13 protein-coding genes, 5 tRNA genes and 1 pseudogene are annotated in these 20,766 nt (G+C 72.9%); 9 read left to right on the top strand and 10 right to left on the bottom strand.

Translation table 11 applies throughout. The features are described from left to right. Positions 1 to 153 precede the first annotated feature (153 nt). Positions 154 to 522 (bottom strand): annotated as a pseudogene (locus AB0B83_RS26960) (IS5/IS1182 family transposase); the annotation flags it as partial. A gap of 84 nt (positions 523 to 606) precedes the next feature. Here AB0B83_RS26960 and AB0B83_RS26955 point away from each other — a divergent pair. The 3 genes from AB0B83_RS26955 to AB0B83_RS26945 all read left to right on the top strand — a co-directional run bounded on the left by AB0B83_RS26955 (position 607) and on the right by AB0B83_RS26945 (position 872). After that, a tRNA-Gly gene (locus tag AB0B83_RS26955) sits at positions 607 to 679 on the top strand. Between the two features lie 34 nt (positions 680 to 713). Next, positions 714 to 784: transfer RNA gene (locus AB0B83_RS26950), tRNA-Cys, on the top strand. A 13-nt stretch (positions 785 to 797) separates the two neighbouring features. Further along, positions 798 to 872, top strand: a tRNA-Val gene (locus tag AB0B83_RS26945). A 579-nt stretch (positions 873 to 1,451) separates the two neighbouring features. Here the strand turns inward: AB0B83_RS26945 and AB0B83_RS26940 are convergent. Beyond that, positions 1,452 to 1,691 (bottom strand): DUF6458 family protein, encoded by a 240-nt coding sequence (locus tag AB0B83_RS26940; protein ID WP_091620076.1) that lies wholly within the window; start codon positions 1,689 to 1,691, stop codon positions 1,452 to 1,454. Between the two features lie 163 nt (positions 1,692 to 1,854). Between AB0B83_RS26940 and AB0B83_RS26935 the strand changes: the two genes are divergently transcribed. Continuing rightward, positions 1,855 to 1,927 (top strand) — tRNA-Gly (locus tag AB0B83_RS26935). A gap of 49 nt (positions 1,928 to 1,976) precedes the next feature. Next, a tRNA-Val gene (locus AB0B83_RS26930) sits at positions 1,977 to 2,051 on the top strand. 25 nt (positions 2,052 to 2,076) lie between these two features. Here the strand turns inward: AB0B83_RS26930 and AB0B83_RS26925 are convergent. Continuing rightward, a complete protein-coding gene (locus tag AB0B83_RS26925; RefSeq protein ID WP_357580503.1) occupies positions 2,077 to 5,643 on the bottom strand; it encodes an AAA domain-containing protein in 3,567 nt (1,188 codons plus the stop codon). Beyond that, entirely contained in the window at positions 5,643 to 6,017 is a 375-nt protein-coding gene (locus AB0B83_RS26920) for a hypothetical protein (RefSeq protein WP_357580502.1), read from the bottom strand. Before AB0B83_RS26920 ends, AB0B83_RS26925 begins: the two co-directional genes overlap by 1 nt. Before the next feature lie 281 nt (positions 6,018 to 6,298). Here AB0B83_RS26920 and AB0B83_RS26915 point away from each other — a divergent pair, with 281 nt between their 5' ends. Continuing rightward, entirely contained in the window at positions 6,299 to 7,300 is a 1,002-nt protein-coding gene (locus AB0B83_RS26915) for an NAD-dependent epimerase/dehydratase family protein (protein ID WP_357580501.1), read from the top strand. Positions 7,301 to 7,480: 180 nt separating this feature from the next. Then, complete coding sequence (locus AB0B83_RS26910; protein ID WP_357580500.1) at positions 7,481 to 8,434, top strand: DUF6528 family protein; 954 nt, start codon at positions 7,481 to 7,483, stop codon at positions 8,432 to 8,434. A gap of 154 nt (positions 8,435 to 8,588) precedes the next feature. Here AB0B83_RS26910 and AB0B83_RS26905 read toward each other — a convergent pair whose 3' ends face one another. Next, positions 8,589 to 9,563: a nitroreductase gene (locus tag AB0B83_RS26905; RefSeq protein ID WP_357580499.1), complete on the bottom strand. Its 975-nt coding sequence runs from the start codon at positions 9,561 to 9,563 to the stop codon at positions 8,589 to 8,591. 280 nt (positions 9,564 to 9,843) lie between these two features. On the opposite strand from AB0B83_RS26905, the gene AB0B83_RS26900 reads away from it, so the two are divergent. Further along, positions 9,844 to 10,482, top strand: coding sequence for a response regulator transcription factor (locus tag AB0B83_RS26900; protein ID WP_132233210.1), 639 nt, complete (start codon positions 9,844 to 9,846; stop codon positions 10,480 to 10,482). A gap of 61 nt (positions 10,483 to 10,543) precedes the next feature. Here AB0B83_RS26900 and AB0B83_RS26895 read toward each other — a convergent pair whose 3' ends face one another. Together AB0B83_RS26895 and AB0B83_RS26890 are read right to left on the bottom strand one after the other, a co-directional pair. Beyond that, positions 10,544 to 12,175, bottom strand: coding sequence for a GAF domain-containing protein (locus tag AB0B83_RS26895; RefSeq protein ID WP_357580504.1), 1,632 nt, complete (start codon positions 12,173 to 12,175; stop codon positions 10,544 to 10,546). A gap of 143 nt (positions 12,176 to 12,318) precedes the next feature. After that, positions 12,319 to 13,329, bottom strand: a complete 1,011-nt coding sequence (locus AB0B83_RS26890; protein WP_357580498.1) for a nitroreductase — start codon at positions 13,327 to 13,329, stop codon at positions 12,319 to 12,321. A 190-nt stretch (positions 13,330 to 13,519) separates the two neighbouring features. Here AB0B83_RS26890 and AB0B83_RS26885 point away from each other — a divergent pair, with 190 nt between their 5' ends. Next, a complete protein-coding gene (locus AB0B83_RS26885) occupies positions 13,520 to 15,862 on the top strand; it encodes a heavy metal translocating P-type ATPase (RefSeq protein ID WP_357580497.1) in 2,343 nt (780 codons plus the stop codon). 108 nt (positions 15,863 to 15,970) lie between these two features. On the opposite strand, the gene AB0B83_RS26880 is transcribed toward AB0B83_RS26885, so the two are convergent. From AB0B83_RS26880 to AB0B83_RS26870, 3 genes are all read right to left on the bottom strand, one after another. Beyond that, positions 15,971 to 16,843 (bottom strand): universal stress protein, encoded by an 873-nt coding sequence (locus tag AB0B83_RS26880; RefSeq protein ID WP_357580496.1) that lies wholly within the window; start codon positions 16,841 to 16,843, stop codon positions 15,971 to 15,973. A 109-nt stretch (positions 16,844 to 16,952) separates the two neighbouring features. Further along, positions 16,953 to 19,355 carry a phosphoketolase family protein gene (locus AB0B83_RS26875; protein ID WP_357580495.1) on the bottom strand — a complete coding sequence of 801 codons (2,403 nt, stop codon included), beginning with the start codon at positions 19,353 to 19,355 and terminating at the stop codon, positions 16,953 to 16,955. Between the two features lie 96 nt (positions 19,356 to 19,451). Further along, the gene (locus tag AB0B83_RS26870) at positions 19,452 to 20,309 is read right to left on the bottom strand and encodes a universal stress protein (protein WP_357580494.1); all 858 of its coding nucleotides are present in this window, start codon (positions 20,307 to 20,309) and stop codon (positions 19,452 to 19,454) included. Positions 20,310 to 20,766: the final 457 nt, after the last annotated feature.

Raw genomic sequence — 20,766 nt, 5'->3', positions numbered from 1 at the left:
ACTCTCGGGGGTAGGGCTTGGGCACAGCGACATCCTTCCAGCCCGCCCACAGGGCAAGCCATCTCAGATGTCACCTATCGGTGCAGCAGACCCGAGCGCGGTCGCGTCCTCCGGAACCTGTCAAGTCAAGCAGGGTCAGCAGCGTCGGCTGGGTCACCGTTGGTCGCGCCAGGACGTGGTGGTGGTGCCGGTCAACCGGCGGATGAGGTTCGCCGTCGAGGCCGACCAGGTGCGGGACACCGCGGAGGCAGGTCTGCTCTCGTACTCGCGGACCAGGCGGCGGTGCAGCATCAGCGTGCCGTTGGTCTGCTCCACCACCCACCGGCGCTTCACCGGCACGAACCCGGCGGTCCTGTCGGACCGAAGGACCTGTTCGACGTCGATACCGTTGATCGCGCCGTGGATCTGCACGTCGTCTTTGAACCCGGCGTCGACCCACGCCTTGGTCACCGTCGGGGTGTGCGCGAGGACGTTGTCGAGCAGCCGGATGCCGATGGCGTTGTCGGTGACCGACGCCACCAGACTCGCCGGGAGCCACCCCGATTTGGCAACCGCTCGCCCGCTCGGCTAAAGTTCTCACCCGTCACCGGTTAACGCCGGAGACGTGCGGACGTAGCGCAGCTGGTAGCGCATCACCTTGCCAAGGTGAGGGTCGCGGGTTCGAATCCCGTCGTCCGCTCGGAGCTGCCGCCACGCATGACGGGGGCAACCTCGGTGGGGTGGCCGAGAGGCGAGGCAACGGCCTGCAAAGCCGTGTACGCGGGTTCAAATCCCGTCCCCACCTCGGTAACAAACGAGGGCGATTGGCGCAGTGGGAGCGCGCTTCCTTGACACGGAAGAGGTCACTGGTTCAAACCCAGTATCGCCCACCAACACGAAGGCCCGGCACCGAATGGTGCCGGGCCTTCGTCGTTTCCCACCTGTGCCGAGTTGTCGTGACTGCGACCAACGCCGACGGCCACGGCGGGGTGGGCCCGCAGCCACCGGCGGCGGACCGGCGGGCCAGTTCGCCGAGGACGGGCGGTGTCTCGTGGCCCTGGCTTGAGACGGCCGGGCGATGCCTCGTGAGTGTGCCTGTCGGGGTGAGTCGTCTACGACATCATCGCCCGGGCGATCACGGCGGCGAGCAGGTTCGGTGTACACCACCTGCGACATCACCGCCGGCGCTGGCAGGCGACTGCTTCGGTCCGGAGGCAGGGGCGGCTCGCGGAGGTAACCCGTCGCGGTTGAGTCGTCTGTGACATCAGCTCGACAGCGTCGTTACGGCAGCATGCATCGGCGCTCGCCGTGCCCGCCGCCCGCCGCGTCCGCCGCCCGCCGTTCGTCTGTCGGGCGCCGGGGCTGGCCGTACGGCTGGCGGACGCGACGTGCCGGCCACCCTGCTCCGGGTGACCGGCACGTCGGCGGTGCGTTGCGCGACCGTTCAGCTCCGGCGGCCGCGTGGATGAGCGTCAGAGCGGCGGGGCGACGTCCCGGCGCTCCTCGACCCGCCGGTACTCGACCGGCTCGGTCGTGCTGACCACCTGGCGACGACGTCCCCAGATGAGCGTGGTCATGATGAGGCCGAGCACGCCGGCGGCCATCAGGATCCACCCGACGACGTCGAGGTTGATGCCGCCGAGGCTCGCGTCGAGCGCGAAGGTGAGGATCGCGCCGAGCGCGATCAGGAAGATGCTGGTGCCGATACCCACGACAGCCTCCTTGGTCAGGGGATGTGGTGTGCTGTCGATGGCCCCAGTACCCCGTGGTTTACCAGCGCAATCATCGTCCGGTCCGGCCGTCGGCGGGGCGGCGTGCCAGGCGATCTTGCCGTCGGGTAGAGTTTCCTCCGTCGCCGACGAACACCGGCGGCACGCGGACGTAGCGCAGCTGGTAGCGCATCACCTTGCCAAGGTGAGGGTCGCGGGTTCGAATCCCGTCGTCCGCTCGCGATCCGCCCCTCGTGATCCGGCCTGCCGGGTCGGGCGGTCACCCCCGGGCGATTGGCGCAGTGGGAGCGCGCTTCCTTGACACGGAAGAGGTCACTGGTTCAAACCCAGTATCGCCCACCAGCTTGTCTTCCCTGCTGAACGGTGATCAGGCGTCGCCCTTGCGGATGCCTCCCTCGACTGCGTCGCGCAGTTCCTTCACCACCTGTTCCGGTTCGGCGAGACAGCGCCAGGCCGGTACCCGCCTGACCTCCGTGGCCGCGGCGACGATGTCGAGCCTGCTCAGGATCCGCCGTAGCGGCCTCCCGTCCGGGTCACCCTCGGGATCGTCGACCAGCACCGCCAGGCTCTTGTCGCGAAGGCTGAGCGTGAGATCGACCGGATAACCCGGCAGTGGCGTGCCCCACCGCACTGTCAGCCCGGCGTCGCGTAGGCCGACGATCAGTTGGTCGACCGGTCGCGCGTCGACGCCGGCGTCCGTGGCCGTCGGCGCGGGCGGGCTGGCGAGATCGGCCAGCAGTCCGCGTTGCCCGGACCACCACGAACGGTCACCCACGACGATCAGCTGGGACCTGGCGCGGGTGATCGCCACGTTCCACAGGTTCGTCTGCTCGACGAGCCAGCCACGGGTGCGCTCGCTGATGCCGTGCGCGCCGACGGGCGAGACGACCATGATGTCCTTCTCGCTGCCCTGAAACTTGTGGATGGTCGCGCACCGCAGGTCGTCGGCGAGGCCGGCGTCCTGGAGCGCGCGGTCCAGGATCCGCTGCTGCTCGGCCAGTGGCGTCACCACGCCGATCGTGACGCCCGGGTACTCCTTGCGTAGCCGCTGGACCTCGCCCACCACGGCGTGAACCTCGTCGGCGTTGCGGCCGGAACCTGTGGCGCCTCGGGTGAAGCGGCCGGACACGTCCACCCAGCGGGTGGCGGACTCGGCCGGTGCGGCCAGCCGGGCCGGGTCGGTGAGAACCGTCAGCCGGTTCTGGTAGACGACCCGGTTCGGGGCGTCGATGATCTCCGGGTGGCAGCGGTAGTGCTCGTCGAGCAGGATGGTGCTTCCCGCCGCGGTCGCGAACGCCTCGTACGCCGAATGGTTCCGGTGGGTGAGCCGCCGGCTGGTCAGCCACTCGTGTCCGAGCCCGGCGCGGGCCTGCTCGCCCCGGTCGTCGGTGTCGGAGAGCTCGACGACCGGTGTGAGCTGCCGCGGGTCGCCGATGATCAGGGCGCGTTTCGCCCGGTAGAGCATCGGCAGGATGGCAGCGACGGTGCACTGCGCGGCTTCGTCGATGATCACCAGGTCGAACAGCCCCGCCCTGGGCAGCAGCCGGCGGGCTGACATCGCGGTGACGGCCCAGCCCGGTAGCGCGGCGAGAAGCTCGCTCATGTAGGCCCAGCTTCGTGCTTCCGGCTTGGCCATCTCGTCGGCGCGGTTGCGGAGCAGGGTCGTGTTGCCGACCACCCGGGCGGCGATCTGGGCACGCAGCAGTTGGTCGCTGTGCTCGGGTCTGGTGTCGTGTTGCAGCGTCCGTAGCCGCTTCCAGACTTCTTCGGCGGTGCCCGGCCGGGACTGGAGTCGGTGGCGTCGCTCGCGCCAGCACTGCTCGATGACCGCCTGTTCACCGAGGGCGGTGATCGCATCCCGGTCGAACACACCTCGCGACCGCAGTCGCCTGCGATACCACCACCCGAACCATCGGCTTGTCAGTGCCCGGTCGGTGAGGTCGACCAGCTTGGCCAGGACGGCGTCGTCGGTGTCGGCGAGTGAGCGGTCCCGTTCGAAGGCGAGGTCGGCGAGATCCCGTTCAAGGTGGCGACGCTCGTCGAGATCCTCGCGTAACCGGTTGATCTCCTGCGCCACGAGTCGTAACTCGTTGGCCGGCCCGCCGGCCTCCGGCACCGGCGGGGGCCATGCCTGCATCACCTCGGCGAGGTACTGCGGCTCCTGCTGCCGGTACTCCTTGTTCCCGGTACGCAACACCAGGCCCGGGCCGACCATGCCGGTGACCCGCTCGACGACCTCATCGACAGCGCGGTTGTTGGTCGAGCCGATCAGCACGCTCTGCCCGGCGGCCGTGGCGGTCGCCAGCAATGCGGTCACCAGTTGGCTCTTGCCGGTGCCGGGCGGCCCCTGCGCGACAGTCAGGGGTCGGCTCATCGCCGCCCGGATGACGTCCTCCTGAGTCTCGTTGACCGAACTCAACGCCACCGTCAGGACGTCGGCGTCCTGCTCATCCGCCCCGGCCTCGACACCGCTGGACAACGTGCCGAGTGCGGTCGATGCGATCTTCCCCGCGTTCTTGATGATGTCCTGCAGGTCCTCGATCAGCTGTCGCTCAGGGGACTCCGTGCTGCCCGAGGCGAACAGCATTCCGGCGTTCTGCACCCGGTTGACGGGCCCGCGGTTGACCATCCCGACCAGATTCTCCGGGTCGAGGGCGGACACCGGCTTGAGCCCGAACGTGTTCGCCACCAGATCGGCCACCTCGGCGAGGGACTTGTGCTCGCCGGGGACGAGTCGTTCGGCCACTGCCTGCCGCAGTTCGTCCGCCTCGACCGCAGCCAGCTGGAAATGGTCGATCAGGGCTGGACTGGGCTGTGGCGGCGCCGGGTGCGCCAACCCGTCGTCCCCCACGGTCAGGTCCGAGACGAGCAGGGGCGCCAGTCGTACCTGCTGGGTGCCCTTCTGCTGCAGTGCCACGATCGCGTAGCCGTACTGCAGGGAGCGGCCACCAGCCTCGGCCAGCCCGGCCAGCCGCTGGCCGCGCTCCTTCAGTGCGACCGGCTCGGTGGCCGAGAGCATGATCTCCCGGCCCGGGGGCGCAGCGAGGTACGAGTCCTTGTTCGCCGGGTTCACGAAGAACTGCAGGACGGCGGAGCGCTGCAGGCAGGCGACGTGGTAGTTGAGCAGACGACGCCACCGCTCGGCGTCGAAGGGTGCGTCCTCGGGCTCGTCGCTCCGTACGCCCGGGCTCCGCTGTGGCCGTTCGTCCGACCCCGCGACCAGCGGAATCGGGTCGGTGACACCTTCGCTCGACTCGACCGGTTTCTCCGCCCGGCGACGTGACATCTCAGTCATCGCGTACCGGGAGAGGTCGCTCGCGGTGATCCAGCCGTCCTCCGCAGTTGCCCGGGCCGCACCGCGGAGACCGCTGAGCAGCACCTCGGTGAAGACCGACGGCCGGTCCGGGCCCTGCGCCTTCGACGCCTTCAGATGGCTGCTCGACTGGAGCATGAACGTGCCACGCTCGCGCTTGAGACGCCGGGGCTCCTGCCGTACGCCGGCGCTGAACCGGTGCCGGGCGGTGAACGAGCCCGAGAAGCAGCAGTCCAGCAGGACCACCTTCTGGCTGGCCTTCGTGTGGTTGAGCATGTGCCGCAGGACGCCCTCGACATCGAACGCCGTGGTGTGCAGGAGAGTCGTATCGGTGTCGATGGTGCCGAAGAAGAGGGATTGCCGGTCGTCGTGCTGGATGCCGTGGCCGGAGTAGTAGAAGAGCGCGAGATCACCGGTGCGCCGGGCGCCGTAGAACTCCTCGACGACCTGCTTCATGCGCGCCGCGGGCAGGTCGACGTGGGCGTCGACGCTGTCGAAGTCGCCGTCGCTGTCCAGCACGGTCCGCACCTGTTCGACGTCCTGCCGGACGCCGGGCAGCGCGGTGAGCTTCGGGGCGGCGTGGTAGGTCGCCGTGCCGAGCACCAGGGCATGCCGACCCATCAGCGGGAATGCGCGATCGCGTCACGGACGAGGTCGATCAGCTGGGCGGTCTCCGCCTTGGTCGCCTGGTCGATTGTCAGCTCGACGGCACCGATCTTCAGGTGTGCCCGGCGACCCTGGTTGCGGTGGAGGAAGCCCACCACCAGGTCCACGAGTGCCTGCGCGTAGCCGGGGTCGGCGCCGGCGACCGCAGCCACGGTGGCCAGCACCAGCTCGCCGACGCCCTTGCTGTCAGGACCGGTGGGCGCCTCGAGCCGCCGCACCTCGCCGATGTCGCCCAGGTCCTCCACGAGCTCGTCAGTCAGCTGGTCGAGGACGAAATCGTCGTCCTCCGGCAGCGGCGTGAAACTGACCTCAACGACGACCTCGGACACCCGTGCCTCCCCCAGACCCAACCGAAAGCACCCGGAACGCTACGGAATGACGGCGCGGCGAGGGGGGACGTGTCGGGTTCCCGACGGGGCGCCGAGGGCGGTCCTGCCCTGTCGGGGGCGAGCCGGACGCGCGCGCTGTCAAACACCTCTTCCCGCACCGCCGGAAGCATCCGCAGTCCACTTCGGATCAGGGGCCGTCCGGCCGGCGTTCTGCCATGGGCAGATCCGCTGACCGTGAACACGGGACCGGAGCGCCGCCGGGAGCGGGCACAGTGGAGCGCATGAGGCTGCTGGTGCTGGGCGGAACGGGATTCGTGGGCGGCGCGACGGTCGCCGAGGGCGTACGGCGGGGTTGGACGGTGACCGTGTTCAACCGGGGGCTGCACGGCGCGACGCCGGAGGGCGTACACCGGTTGCGAGGTGACCGGACCGCGCCCGGCGGCCTGGCGGCGCTCGCGGACGGCGAGTGGGACCTGGTGGTCGACACCTGGGACGGCGCGCCCCGCGCGGCGCGCGACGCCGCCCGCGCGCTGGTCGACCGGGTCGGCCGGTACGTCTACGTCTCCAGCGGATCCGTCTACGCGCGGCCCGTCGCAACCGGGGTGGGCGAGGACGCTCCTGTGGTGGACGCGGAGCCGGACGCCGACGAGGGCGGCTACCCGGCCAACAAGGCCGGCGCCGAGCGGGCCGTGCGGGAGACGTTCGGCGAGCGGGCGCTGATCGCCCGGGCCGGGCTGATCCTCGGGCCGGGGGAGGACATCGGCCGGCTGCCCTGGTGGCTGACGCGCATCGCGAAGGGCGGGGACGTGCTGGCGCCGGGCCCGGTCGACCTGCCGGTGCAGTACATCGACGTGCGGGACCTGGCGGGCTGGATGCTGGACCTGGGCGCGGCGGGCCCGGGCGGGACGTTCAACGCGGTGAGCCGCCCCGGGCACGCGACGATGGGGGAGCTGCTCGACGCCTGCCTCGCGGCCACCGGCGCCGACGCCCGGCTGCGCTGGACCGACCCGGGGCCGATCCTGGCCGCCGGCGTGGAGCCGTGGAACGACCTGCCGATCTGGGTTCCGGCCGGGCACGAGTACCGCTGGTTGCAGGAGCGCGGCGTCGAGCGCGCGTACGCGGCCGGGCTGACCTGCCGCCCGGTGGCCGAGACGGTCGCCGACACCTGGGCGTGGCTGCGGGAGGTGGGCGCCGTCCCGCCCCGGGCGGGCCGACCGCAGCGCGCCCCCGTCGGGCTCGACCCCGACCGCGAGGCGGCGCTGCTCTCCGCGACGGACTGCTGAAGCGGCCTCGACACGGGAGGAAAGCCCGGTCCTCCAACGCCCGTCGCCCATCCGACGCAACCACTGCCAGCTCGTTACCGAACGCATATGTTCGAACACCATGAGTCGTTGGGTGCGGGCCGGTGTTCCGTCGGCCGCACCCGTCAACGCCCCCCGACGGGCTCGTCAAGGGAAGGGTGCATGGCGATGATGCGATCTACAGACAGGACGCGACGGCGGTGGCGCGCGATCGGCGCAACCCTCGGCGCGGCGACGGTGGGCATGGCGGGAGTGCTGGTCGTGCCGACCGGCGCACAGGCTGCCAGCGACCGGGTCGCGGTGGTCGACCAGCGGTACGGGGTCAGGATCTTCAGCGCCGGCGTCAGTCGGTGGACGGCGGGTTCGGCCCAGTGGTCGTGGAAGCGACCCGCCGGTAGTGGCTGGAAGAACCTTTCCGACGTCAAGTTCCGCAAGCAGGGCTCGCGGTACGTGGTCCTGGTGGCCGCTTCGGGTGGCCGGGCCGGGATCGTCGACTACGCCACGCGCAAGGTGCGGTACCAGGTCACGCCGGGCGGCAACCCGCACGCCATCGAGTTGCTGCCCAACGGCGCTGTCGTGGTCGCCTCCTCCGACCCCGGCAAGCTCACCCTCTACGGCAAGGGCAGGACCAGCCCGGCCGCCACGAAGGCGTTCGCCAAGGCCCACGCCGTTTACTGGGACAGTGCCATCAAGCGCCTCTGGGCCGCTGGCGGCACCCGGCTGTGCAGCTACAAGGTGAGCGGCGCGGCCACCGCTCCCAAACTCACAAACGCCGCCTGCCGGAAGGTCACCGGCAACGTGCACGACCTGTCACCGGTCTACGGCACCTCCGCCAACCTGTGGATGAGCAACACCAGCCACGTCTACCGGTACGACATCAACCGCAACCGATTCCAACGGGCACCCGGATACATCGACACAAGCAAGATTAAGAGTGTCGGTAACCACTCAGGCGGGCTGGTCTTCACCACCAAGGTCAGCGGCGCGAACGGCGACGGCACCTACGGCAACGGCAACGTCTGGCTGTATCGGCTGAACGGGTCCTACGTCGGCAACCGTTACCTCTCCGGGGCGGCGATCTACAAGGCCCGGCCGGTGGTCTGGAGCTACCGGTAGTCACGCCCCCGGGGCTGGTGGCGGGTGCCCGCCTCCGGCCCCGGTGTGCCCCCCTCGCTCGCAGGCGGGCGTTACCGAATCCGCGCGGCCTCGCCCGTTCCGCATCCCGAATGCCAGCGGCCGGATGGAGCCGGCGTCCGGCACCGTGTGTTGTTCAGACCTGGGAAACAGGCAAGTCGAGCACCTCGTTCACGTCGCGGCGCGGGGTCGGCCAGCCCGGCTGGCCGTAGCCGACGCGCAGCACCATCTGCGGGGTGCCGAAGCGCCCCAGCGACAGCCGCAGCTGATCGCGCGCCGACGGCACCTCGATCGGCTGGGACAGCATCGACGCCGCCAGCCCCGAGTCCGTCGCGGTCAGCAGTACCCGCTGCAACGCCTGCCCGGCGACGACCTGGTCGACGGCCGTGTTGCCGGGCGAGCCGAGCACCGCCACCAGCGGCTCGGGTTCGAAGTCCCGCCCGGGTGCCCGGTCGAGGCCGCCGAAGCCCCGCGACGGCAGCAGGTCCTGTGGCTCGCCCTGCGGGCCGCCGGACGCGGCCGGAATGCCGTCCGGGGCGGGCGTGGAGCGTACCCACTCCTGGCGTTCGGCCCGGTACTGCGGGCTCCGCTCCAGCACCCGGTGGGAGCTGCGGGCGAGTTCGCCGAACGCGTTCACCGCGCTGACGCCGACCACCAGTTCCAGCCAGCACTGCTCGGCGCGGGCCGCCTCGGTGAGGCGCCAGCGGGCGTCGGCGGGCACCGGGTCGGGCCAGAACGGCGCGCGGTTACTGAACCGGCGGGGGATGGCGGCGTGCAGGGCCTGCTCGGCGGGGGTGGGGCGACGCGGCACGTCCGGCACCAGCCGGGCCACCACGTCCGGCTCGGCCGGGTAGGGGCGCAGCCGCACCGTCGCCGGGGTGCCGGCAACGGCCAGGGCGAGCCGCAGGTTGAACAGCGCCGCCCCGCAGGCGATCCGCACGCCCCAGCCGGTGGGGTCGGTGGCCGGCAGGCGTCGGTCCGGGTCGACCAGCACCTCGATGCCGCCGTCGCGCAGCCGGAACCGCCACGGCTGGGTGTTGTGCAGCGACGGGGCGCGTACGGCGTCGGTGGCGGCGGCCCGTAGCTGCTCGACGGTGAAGCGGGTGTCCATGGTCGTGCTCCTTCCGTGGCAGATCGTGCGCCGGCGGGTGGTACGTCTCCACGGTGCGTCACCGGGGCGTCGCCCGGGCAGGGCCGGACGTCCCGTCCCGCCGGGCCCGACCGGCCCCGTCGCAGGTACGGGACTTCGGCCGTGTCGCGGGCCGGTGACCTCGGCTCGACCGCCCCGCCACTGGTCGGAGGGACGGCTCGGGCCGCCGGTGGCGCGGGCGTTGCCGGTTCGGGACCTTCGACCCGTGCGGGAGGGGGTGGGAAGCGGGTAGAAACGAGGGATGATCCGCGTGTTCCTGCTCGACGACCACGAGGTCGTCCGCCGTGGCCTGGCCGACCTGCTGGAAAGCAGCGGGGACATCGAGGTGGTCGGCGAGTCCGGCCTCGCCCAGGAGGCGGCCCGGCGCATCCCGGCGCTGCGGCCGGACGTGGCGATCCTCGACGCGCGGCTGCCCGACGGCAACGGCATCGACGTGTGCCGGGACGTCCGGGCCGTGGACTCCTCGATCAAGGGCCTGATCCTCACCTCGTACGAGGACGACGAGGCGCTCTTCGCGGCGATCATGGCCGGCGCGTCCGGCTACGTGCTGAAGCAGATCCGCGGCACCGACCTCGTCGACGCGGTGCGGCGGGTGGCGGCCGGGCAGTCGCTGCTCGACCCGGCGATCACCACCCGGGTGCTGGAGCGCATCCGCAGCGGCGTCGAGCAGCCCCGCGAGCTGAAGTCACTCACCGAGCAGGAGCGGCGGATCCTGGAGTACGTGGCCGAGGGCCTCACCAACCGGGAGATCGCCGGGAAGATGTTCCTGGCCGAGAAGACCGTGAAGAACTACGTCTCGAGCGTGCTGGCCAAGCTGGGCCTGGAGCGCCGCACCCAGGCGGCCGTCCTCGCCACCCGCCTCCTCGGCAAGTCCCACTGACGCCTGCGGGCCCAGCCGCACCGCCTCCGGGCCGAGTCGCATAACGGCGCCGCCTGCGGGCTCAGTCGCGCAGCGGCACCGACCAGCACACCTCGGTGCCCCGGGGCACCGCCCGGCGTACCACGAACTCGCCGTCGTGGCGCTCGGCGCGCTCGCGCAGGTTGACCAGGCCGCCCCGCGCGGCGGCCGGGTCGCAGCCCACCCCGTCGTCGGTGACGGTCACGGTCACCCGGCCCGCCTCGACCCGCACCGCCACCGCCACGCGGTCGGCCTGCGCGTGCCGTACGGCGTTGGAGAGCGCCTCCCGCAGCACGGCCGTGAGGTCGGGGCGGACCGCGTCGGGGACGGCGCTATCGATCGGCCCGGTCAGCTCCAGGCGGGGCCGGTGGCCCAGCGACTCGGCGGCCACCTCGATCGCCTCCCGGATCTCGGTGCGCAGCGCCGCGCTCATCGGGGTGCGCAGCTCGAAGATGGTGCGGCGGATGTCCTTGATCGTGGCGTCCAGGTCGTCGACCGCCGCGTTGATCCGCCGGGCGACCTCCGGCTTCGTCGTCATCGGGGCGGCGCTCTGCAACTGCAGGCCGGTGGCGAAGAGCCGCTGGATGACCACGTCGTGCAGGTCCCGGGCGATGCGCTCGCGGTCCTCCAGAACCACCAGCAGCTCCCGTTCCTCCTGCCCGCGGGCCCGCTCCAGGGCCAGGGCGGCCTGCCCGGCGAAGCTGCCCAGCATGGCCATGTCGTCGTCGTTGGCGACGGGCGCCCGGTCGGCCCGGTGCGCGATCACCAGCACCCCGTGCAGGGTGTCGGCGGTGGCCAGCGGCGCGACCATCGCCGGGCCGGTGCGCAGCAGCGCCGGCCAGGGCGCGGCGTGGGCCAGGTCCGCCACCTGGTCGTGCCGGCCCTCGATGACGGCGGCGGCGAAGCTCGTCTCGGCCGCCGGCAGCGCGGTGCCGACCAGGGCGTCGGCCTGCTCGTCGGCCCCGTCGACCACCTCGACGGTGAACTTCTCGCCGTCGGGGTCGTAGAGCAGCACGAGGGCGACCTCCGCCTCGGCGACCTCGCGGGCGCGCCGCGCCACCAGCGTCAACGCGTCGGTGCGGCGCACCTCGCCCAGCAGCACGGTGGTGATCTCGGCGGTCGCCGCGAGCCAGCGTTCCCGGCGGTGGGCCAGCGCGTAGAGGCGGGCGTTCTCGATCGCCACGCCGGCGGCGGCGGCGAGCGCGACGACGATCTCCTCGTCGTCCTCGGTGAACTCCGCACCGCCCTGCTTCTCGGCCAGGTAGAGGTTGCCGAAGACATGGTCGCGGATGCGCACGGGAACGCCGAGGAAGCTGTGCATCGGCGGGTGGTGCGGCGGGAACCCGTAGGACTGAGGGTGCCGGGTGATGTCGGGCATCCGCAGCGGGCGGGGGTCGTCGATGAGCAGGCCGAGCACGCCCCGCCCGTGGGGCAGGTCACCGATCCTGGCGTGCAGCTCCGCGTCGATGCCGTAGGTGATGAAGTCGTGCAGCAGGCGGTCGTGGCCGATCACGCCCAGCGCGCCGTAGCGGGCGCCGACCAGCTCGCAGGCCGACTCCACGATCCGTTGCAGGGTGCTGCGCAGGTCCAGGTCGGTGCCGATGCCGACCACCGCGTCGAGCAGGGCACGCAGCCGCTCCCGGCTGGTCACCACCTCGCCGACCCGGTCCAGCATCTCCTGGAGCAGCTCGTCGAGCCGTACCCGGGACAGCGGGCTGAGCCCCAGTGAGGGGGTCACGTGCGGTTCGGGGCGGGGACTCGGTTCGCTGGCGGCCACCGGGCGATGGTAGCCGCCCGGTGGCCGTGGTCCTGCCCGCGTTACGCGTCGGGGGAGCGGACCGCCGAGGTGTCGACCACCTGCGCGGCCTCCATGCGCGGGGTGTGCGGCGGGCCCGCGTGCGCCGGGTCCGCGAGCCCCAGCCGGATCACGAGGTACGGGTAGCCGAGGCCCGCCAGCAGCCCGCGCAGCGTCTGCCGGGTGCCCGCGACCTCCACGACCCCGCTCAGCGGCACCACGGAGATCCCGAGCCGGGTCGCGGTCAGCCAGGCGGCCGAGAGCGCCTCGCCGGCGCGCAGCCAGCTGTCCGGCTCGTCCTCGTCGCCGTAGAGCAGCCCGTACACGGCGGCCCGGTCGTGCCCGGGACCGACCGGCAGGGTGCCGGGGCGGCCGAAGTCGCGCGCCGGCACGGTGGTCTGCGGCGCCTCCGCGGGCAGCACCTCCGGCGGCAGGCCGGTGCCGGTGCCGGCCCGGCTGGTCCAGTACTCCAACTCCTCGCGCAGCTGCGAGTCCTCCGCCTCGACCGAGGCGGCGCGGCTGGCGACCGCGGCCAGCTCCAGGACGTTGTCGCGGTCGAGGAACTGGAGCTGGCAGCCCTCGGCGGCGACCGCCGAGGCGATCTCCCCGAGAGCGGCGGTCGGCACCGGTTCCTCGCTGACCGGGCGCCGGTCGGTGTGCCGCACCTGCATGCACTGCACCAGGCGCATGGCCTCCGGGTCGGCCTCCGCGCGGGCCATCCCGGTCAGCCGGGCCAGCAGGTCCTGGTCGGTCGGGTCGGGCATCCGCTCCACCACGGCGGTCCAGCCCTCCGCGGTCAGCGCGACCCGCGCGTGGTGCAGCGCCGCCCCGCAGCTGTACGCCAGCAGGCGGCCCTCCGGGTCGGTCGCCGTCAGCTTCGGGTCGCGGACCACCCGCAGCTCCAGCGCGTCCGGCAGCACCCGCCACCGCCACGGTTGGCTGTTGTGCACCGACGGGGCGTGCCCGGCCGTCGCGGCGGCCTCCGCGAGTGCGGTGGTCAGCGGACGCTCCGCCGCCGGTGTCTCGTGGCTCATGGTCACGACCTTTCCGTTTCTCCCCATCGTGCCCCAGCCCGACGGTGCCCCGGGCGGGGTTGCCGCTCCATCCTGCGTCATCCCCCCTGCCGACGCACGGTACGCAGGTCCCCGCGTGGCAGGGCAGCTAGCCCCTGCCGGTTCGCGCGGATGCCCTCCCGGGCGCGGTCGGCGCTGAGACGATCCGCAGGTGGGAACGGAACCGCGCGAGTGCGTGCCGGAGCAGCCGGTACGGCGGGACCGCTCGCGCCTGCTGCTCTGGGCGCCCCTGGCCGGGGTGACGGTGCTGGTGCTGGCCGGGGCGGTGCTGTGGCTCGCCGGCCGGCGGGGCGCGGCCGAGGTGGTGTGGGCGTCCGCCACCGTGGCCGCCCTGCTGCCCGCCGCCTGGTCTGTGCTGCGGCAGCTGTGGCGCCGGCAGTTCGGGGTGGACGTGATCGCCGTGCTGGCCCTGGTCGGCGCGCTGGTGGTGCGGGAGTACCTGGCCGGGGCGGTGATCGCGGTGATGCTGGCCACGGGGCGGGCGCTGGAGGCGTACGCCCAGGGGCGGGCGACCCGGGACCTGCGGTCGCTGCTCGCCCGCGCCCCCCGCACCGCCCGCCGGCGCGGCCCGGGCGGGAGCGTCGAGGAGGTGCCGCTGGACCGGGTGGCGGCGGGGGACCGGCTGCTGGTCGGCCCGGGCGACGTGGTGCCGGTCGACGGACAGGTCGACGAGCCGGTGACCCTCGACGAGTCGGTGGTGACGGGCGAGTCGCGGCTGGTGCGGCGCGCGGCCGGCGAGCAGGTCGCCAGCGGCGTGGTCAACGCCGGCGCCGGCTTCGGCATGCGCGCGACGAGGGACGCGGCGGGAAGCACGTACGCGGGGATCGTCCGGCTCGCCGAGGAGGCGACCGCCCACAAGGCGCCGATGGTGCGCCTCGCCGACCGGTACGCCGCCGCGTTCGTGCCGTTCACCCTGGTCTTGGCGGGGCTGGGCTGGCTGCTCTCCGGCGAGTTCGTGCGGGCGGTGGCCGTGCTGGTGGTCGCCACCCCGTGCCCGCTGCTGCTGGCCACCCCCATCGCGATCGTGTCGGGGCTGTCGCGTACCGCCCGGCGCGGGGTGCTGGTCCGCGACGGCGGCTCCCTGGAGCTGCTCGGCCGGGCCCGCACCCTGCTGGTCGACAAGACCGGCACACTGACGGCCGGCCGTCCCCGCGCCGCCGAGGTCGTGGCCGCCCCCGGCGGCGACCGCGACGACGTGCTGCGTCTCGCCGCCTCGGTCGAGCAGCTCTCCCCGCACGTGCTGGCCCGCGCGCTGGTGGCGCAGGCGCGCGAGCGGGGCCTGTCGCTGACCGAGCCGGCGGGGGTGACCGAGGAGCCGGGCCGGGGCGTACGCGGGTCGGTCGACGGGCGGCAGGTGCGGGTCGGCCAGCTCGACGGCGACCTGCCCGACTGGGCGGTGAGCGCCCGGTCCCGAGCCGAGCTGGCCGGCCGCTCGGTGGTCTGGGTCAGCGGCGAGCGGGACCCGCTCGGGGCGATCCTGCTGGAGGACCCGGTACGCCCCGACGCGCGCCGCACCGTGCGCCGGCTGCGCGAGGCGGGGCTGCGGCGCATCGTGATGGTCACCGGGGACCGGCCCGACGTCGCCGCCCAGGTGGCGGGGGTGGTGGGCGTGGACGACGTGGTGGCCCGGTGCGCCCCCGCGGAGAAGGCGACCCGCGTACGTGAGGAGGCGCGCCGGGCCGTCACCGTGATGGTCGGCGACGGGGTGAACGACGCCCCCGCCCTCGCCGAGGCGCACGTCGGCGTGGCCATGGGCGCCACCGGGGCGACCGCCTCGGCCGACGTCGCCGACGCGGTGCTCACCGTCGACCGGCTGGACCGGCTCGCCGACGCGGTGGAGATCGCCCGGTACGCCCGCAGGATCGCGGTGCAGAGCGCCAGCGTGGGGATGGGCCTCGCGGTGCTGGCGATGCTGGCCGCGGCCCTGGGCTGGCTCCCGCCGGTCGCCGGGGCGTTCCTCCAGGAGGGCATCGACGTGCTGGTGATCCTCAACGCGCTGCGCGCCCTCGGGGGCGGGCTACGCCGCCGCGACGTGCCGCCGGGCACCCGGGAGCTGCTCGACCGGTACGCGGCCGAACACGGCGGGATCCGCGACGTGCTCGCCGCGCTGACGGACACCGCCGACCTGGTCGCCACCGCGCCGGACGCGCCGCAGTGCCTGCCGACGCTGCGCGAGACGCACCGCCGGCTGGTCGACCAGGTGCTGCCGCACGAGGCGGCCGAGGAGCGCCACCTCTATCCGGCGCTGGCCGACCCGCTGGGCAGCGCCGAGGCCACCTCGACGATGAGCCGCGCCCACGTGGAGATCCGGCGGCTGGTGGACCGGATCGGCGCCCACCTCGCGCAGGCCGGCGACGGCCCGCTGCGCCGGGACCAGCTCACCGACCTGCTCGCCGCCCTCTACGGCCTGGCGGCCATCCTGCGGCTGCACCTCGCCCAGGAGGAGGAGGACTACTTCTCGCTCAGCCCGGCGGAACCGGCCGAGAGCCGCTGAGCGCCCTCGTCGGGACGTCGTGCGTAGCCGGCGGGTGGTGGGGTGCTGCGTGCAAGGAAGGGCCCCCTGCACATCAGAATGCGATAGCAGAGGGCCCTTCCTGACCGCTCAGCGTTCCCGGACCACCGCCACCGGGCAGTGCGCGTGCTGGATGAGCTGCTGGCTGACCGAGCCGAGGAGCATCCCCTTCAGGCCGCCCCGGCCCCGGGTGCCCACCACCACCAGACGCGCGTCGCGGCTCGCGTCGACCAGCAGGGACGCGGCGCTGCCCTCCGTCACCTCCACGGCGACGGCCACGTCGGGGAACGTCGCGCCCCACCGGGCGAGCGGCTCGTCCAGTTCGGCCCGGTCGGCCGCCGTGGCCTCCCGCGCATCGGGGCCCGACGGCGGACGCTGGCCGGTGGGCGGTTGCCAGGCCCGCACCACGTGCAGGGGCACCTGCCGGGCCTCGGCCTGCTCGAACGCGAAGCCCAGCGCCAGCAGCGAAGACTCGGACCCGTCGACGCCGACCGCCACGTGCCCGGTGCGCCCACCGGCGGCCGACTCGCCGCGGATCACCACGACCGGGCAGTGCGCGTGGGCGGTGACGGCCACCGCGGTCGAGCCGACGAGCAGCCCGCCGAAGCCGCCGTGTCCCCGGGTGCCCAGCACCAGCAGGTCCGCCTGCGCCGAACGTTCCTGGAGCACCAACGCGGGCGGCCCGTCGAACACCTCACCCGTGACGGTCAGTTCCGGGTGCGCGGCGGACGCGTCCGCCGCCGCCTTGCGGACCAGCTCCTCGACCTGCTGGCGGGCCGTCTCGTCCGGCCAGATGCCGGGAGCGACGCCGGGACCGATCCAGCCGGCCACGGTGAGCCACTCGAAGACGTACGCCAACCGCACCGGCCGTCCGCTGCGGCCGGCCTCCTCCAGCGCCCACTCCAGCGCGGCGGAGGCGTCGGCGGAGCCGTCGTAGCCGACCAGGATCTCGTTGCCGCTCATCGGGTCCACCTCTCGTTCGCGACTGCGGGGGTCACGAGGTGCCTCCTCGCGCCCGCTGGTGCCGGCCTTTCGTGCGCGACTGCGGGGCTCGCAAGCTCACTCCTCGCGCTCACTGGTCCCCCCGGAGTCCCGGGTCCGTCTCGCGGACCCAGCGCCACTCCGCGACCCGGGGGTCGTCCTCGCCGTGTTCGCGGGTGTAGTCCCGGCAGGACTGGCGCGCGTCGACCATCTCCTGCCGCAGGTGGGCGGCCCGGTCGGCCAGCCCAGGCACCCGGTCGATGACGTCGATGACCAGGTGGAAACGGTCCAGGTCGTTGAGCATCACCATGTCGAACGGCGTGGTGGTGGTGCCCTCCTCCTTGTAGCCGCGTACGTGCAGGTTCTCGTGGTTGGTCCGCCGGTAGGTCAGCCGGTGGATGAGCCACGGATACCCGTGGTACGCGAAGATGACCTGCCTGTCCCGCGTGAAGATCGTGTCGAACTCCTTGTCCGACAGCCCGTGCGGGTGCTCCGTCGGCGGTTGCAGGCGCATCAGGTCGACCACGTTGACGACCCGTACCTTCAGCTCCGGCAGGTGCCGGTGCAGCAGGTCCGCGGCGGCCAGCGTCTCCAGCGTCGGCACGTCCCCGGCACAGGCGAGCACCACGTCCGGCTCGCTGCCGGCGTCCGTGCTGGCCCAGTCCCAGATCCCGATGCCGCGCCGGCAGTGCTGGACGGCCTCGTCCATCGACAGCCAGTTCGGGGCGGGCTGCTTGCCGGCCACCACCACGTTGATGTAGTGCCGGCTGCGCAGGCAGTGGTCCATCGTGGAGAGCAGGGTGTTGGCGTCCGGCGGCAGGTAGACGCGTACCACCTCGGCCTTCTTGTTCATCACGTGGTCGATGAAACCCGGATCCTGGTGGGAGAAGCCGTTGTGGTCCTGCCGCCACACGTGGCTGGAGAGCAGGTAGTTCAGCGAGGCCACCGGCTCGCGCCACGGGATGCCCCGGGTCACCTTCAGCCACTTGGCGTGCTGGTTGACCATGGAGTCGACGATGTGGATGAACGCCTCGTAGCTGGTGAAGATGCCGTGCCGGCCGGTCAGCAGGTAGCCCTCCAGCCAGCCCTGGCAGAGGTGTTCGGAGAGGACCTCCATCACCCGCCCGTCGGCGGAGAGGTGGTCGTCGCCGGGCACGGTGCCGGCCATCCAGGCCCGGCCGGTGACCTCGAACGCCGCGCCGAGCCGGTTCGAGGCCACCTCGTCCGGGCCGAAGAGGCGGAATGTCTGCGGGTTGGCGGTGATCACGTCGCGTACCCACGGGCCGAGGGCCCCGGTCGCGCCGGCCACGGTCTCGCCGGGCCGCTGCACGTCGACGGCGTACTCGCGGAAGTCCGGCAACGCCAGGTCACGCAGCACCGCCCCGCCGTTGGTGACCGGATTGGCGCTCATCCGCCGCTCGCCCCTGGGCGGCAGCGCGGCCAGCTCGGCGACCGGTGCGCCGGTGGCGTCGAAGAGCTCCTCCGGTCGGTAGCTGCGCAGCCAGCGCTCCAGCGCGGCCAGGTGCTCCGGGTTCTTGCGCACCTCGGACAGCGGCACCTGGTGCGCGCGGTAGGTGCCCTCGACCTGTTTGCCGTCGACGTCCCGCGGACCGGTCCAGCCCTTCGGCGTACGCAGGACGATCATCGGCCAGCGGGGGCGCTCGACGGCGCCGCCCGAGCGGGCCCGCCGCTGGATCGTGGCGATCTCGTCCAGCGCCCGGTCCAGCGTGCCGGCGAGCGCCTGGTGCACCGTCGCCGGGTCGTCGCCGGCGACCACGTACGGCTGGTAGCCGAAGCCGCGCATCATGGCGAGGAGGTCGTCCTCGTCGATCCGGTCCAGCATCGTCGGATTGGCGATCTTGTAGCCGTTGAGGTGCAGGATCGGCAGCACCGCGCCGTCGCGGGCCGGGTTGAGGAAGACGTTGGAGAGCCAGCTTCCCGCCAGCGGACCGGTCTCCGCCTCCCCGTCGCCGATGACGCAGGCCACCAGCAGATCCGGGTTGTCGAACGCCGCGCCGTAGGCGTGGCTGAGCGCGTACCCCAGCTCGCCGCCCTCGTGGATCGAACCCGGCACCTCCGCCGCCACGTGGCTGGGGATGCCGCCGGGGAACGAGAACTGGCGGAACAGACCGGCCATGCCGGCCTCGTCGCGGCCGATGTGGTGGTACAGCTCGCTGTAGGTGCCCTCCAGCCAGGTGTTCGCGACGATCGCCGGGCCGCCGTGACCGGGACCGGTGACGAACAGGGCGGACAGGTCACGGGCGACGATGACCCGGTTGAGGTGGGCGTAGAGCAGGTTCAGGCCGGGACTGGTGCCCCAGTGGCCGAGCAGGCGCGGCTTGACGTGTTCGGGGGCCAGCGGCTCGCGCAGCAGCGGATTGTCCAGCAGGTAGATCTGCCCGACGGTCAGGTAGTTCGCCGCCCGCCAGTAAGCGTCCAGCCGGCGCAGCTCGTCATCGGTCAGGGGGCTGTGCAGGTCGAGAGCGGTGTCCATACTGCATGAGCCTCTCGCGGGTAGGGGAATCCTGCATCCTCGGAGCGCGGATTCGTCCGGGCCGGCCCCAGCATCGCCGGTCGACGCCGGTGTGGATCAGGGCCGTTGGTCCCGTGGGCGCTGGGCATCGCGCCCGTGCCCCGAAATCCCCGTCAGCCCGCGCACGACGATCAGCGGCGCGGGGGAGTGGTAGAGCAGCGCCTGACTCACCGCGCCGAGCATGCCCCGCCACGGCTCGTCGCCCCGGGCGGCGACCAGCACCACCTGCGCCGAACGGGACTGCTCCACCAGGACACTGCCGGGATCGCCGCGGATCGTGTGGCACTCCGCGGCCACCGACGGAAACCGGCGCGCCGACCGCGCCACCAACCCGACGAGCAGCTCGGCATCCTCCGCGCCCTGCTCCGACTCGACGACGCGGACCGCCGACAGCCGCGCCTTCCGCCGGGCCGCGCAGTCGAACGCCCACTCCAACGCGGCCTGCGAGCTGTCGGAGCCGTCCACCCCGACCAGCACCGGCCCCTGCGGGGGCGGCTCCCGGCGGACCACCAGCACCGGGCAGCCGGCGCGGGCGGCAAGCTGCACCGTGGGCGTTTCCACCGACACGCACTCGCCGCTGGTCGCCATGCCGCCGTCCCCGACGGCGAGCAGGAACGCCGTCTCCGACCGGCGGACCAGGGTGTCGACGAGGGCACCTTCGACGATCTCGCCGCCCACCGGCAGCCCCGGCTCGACCTCGGCGACGATCTCCGTGGCCCGGGACATCAGTTCCTCGGCGTGCGCGCGTGGCCCCGCGACCGACGGCGCTTGCAGCGCGGCCGTCCAGTTGAACGCGTGCAGTAGACACAGCGGGCGGTTGTGCGCCGCGGCCTCCTGCGCGGCCAGCCTGACCACGGGCAGGTTGCGCTCCGTGCCGAGCCCGACCAGCACCGCCGCGTCGGTGGGTGCGGCCATCCGAATCACCTCCGCAGGCGTCGCGCCCGGCCCTCCTGTCGAGGCTAGTCGGGCCGGTACCACGGTGGGGCGGGATCGCGGGCGACGGTGGGGCGGGGGTTCGGGCTGGGGTGTCCGCGGGGTCGGGCGGTGCTCTTGGCGTGCGGTGGGTGCGGTGCGTCCGGTCTTTGCGGTGCGTGGCCTGATTGGGGTGCGTCGGGTGGCTGTGGTGCGACGGGTGGGTGCGGTGCGTCCGGTCTTTGCGGTGCGACGGGGGGTGTGGTGCGTCGTGATGGGTGTGGTGCGTCGGGTGGTTGCGGTGCGTCGTGGTGGGGGTGGTGCGTCGGGTGGTTGCGGTGTGTCGTGGTGGGTGTGGTGCGTCGGGTGGTTGCGGTGCGTCGTGGTGGGGGTGTGGCCCGCCGTGCCCGGCTCCGGGACGAGCTGCCGCAGTTGATCAACGTGTTGAAGGGCGAGATGT

The organism is Micromonospora sp. NPDC049060 (assembly GCF_040649055.1).
Classification (GTDB): domain Bacteria; phylum Actinomycetota; class Actinomycetes; order Mycobacteriales; family Micromonosporaceae; genus Micromonospora; species Micromonospora reichwaldensis.
Note: the sequence above shows the minus strand (reverse complement) of the source record. Positions and strands in the feature narration are given on the sequence as shown.

Coding starts and splice junctions, on each gene's coding strand:
- AB0B83_RS26870 (WP_357580494.1), bottom strand. CDS start 20,309: ATGGCCGCACCCACCGACGCGGCGGTGCTGGTCGGGCTCGGCACGGAG.
- AB0B83_RS26905 (WP_357580499.1), bottom strand. CDS start 9,563: ATGGACACCCGCTTCACCGTCGAGCAGCTACGGGCCGCCGCCACCGAC.
- AB0B83_RS26900 (WP_132233210.1), top strand. CDS start 9,844: ATGATCCGCGTGTTCCTGCTCGACGACCACGAGGTCGTCCGCCGTGGC.
- AB0B83_RS26895 (WP_357580504.1), bottom strand. CDS start 12,175: ATGCTGGACCGGGTCGGCGAGGTGGTGACCAGCCGGGAGCGGCTGCGT.
- AB0B83_RS26890 (WP_357580498.1), bottom strand. CDS start 13,329: ATGAGCCACGAGACACCGGCGGCGGAGCGTCCGCTGACCACCGCACTC.
- AB0B83_RS26915 (WP_357580501.1), top strand. CDS start 6,299: ATGAGGCTGCTGGTGCTGGGCGGAACGGGATTCGTGGGCGGCGCGACG.
- AB0B83_RS26875 (WP_357580495.1), bottom strand. CDS start 19,355: ATGGACACCGCTCTCGACCTGCACAGCCCCCTGACCGATGACGAGCTG.
- AB0B83_RS26925 (WP_357580503.1), bottom strand. CDS start 5,643: ATGGGTCGGCATGCCCTGGTGCTCGGCACGGCGACCTACCACGCCGCC.
- AB0B83_RS26880 (WP_357580496.1), bottom strand. CDS start 16,843: ATGAGCGGCAACGAGATCCTGGTCGGCTACGACGGCTCCGCCGACGCC.
- AB0B83_RS26910 (WP_357580500.1), top strand. CDS start 7,481: ATGGCGATGATGCGATCTACAGACAGGACGCGACGGCGGTGGCGCGCG.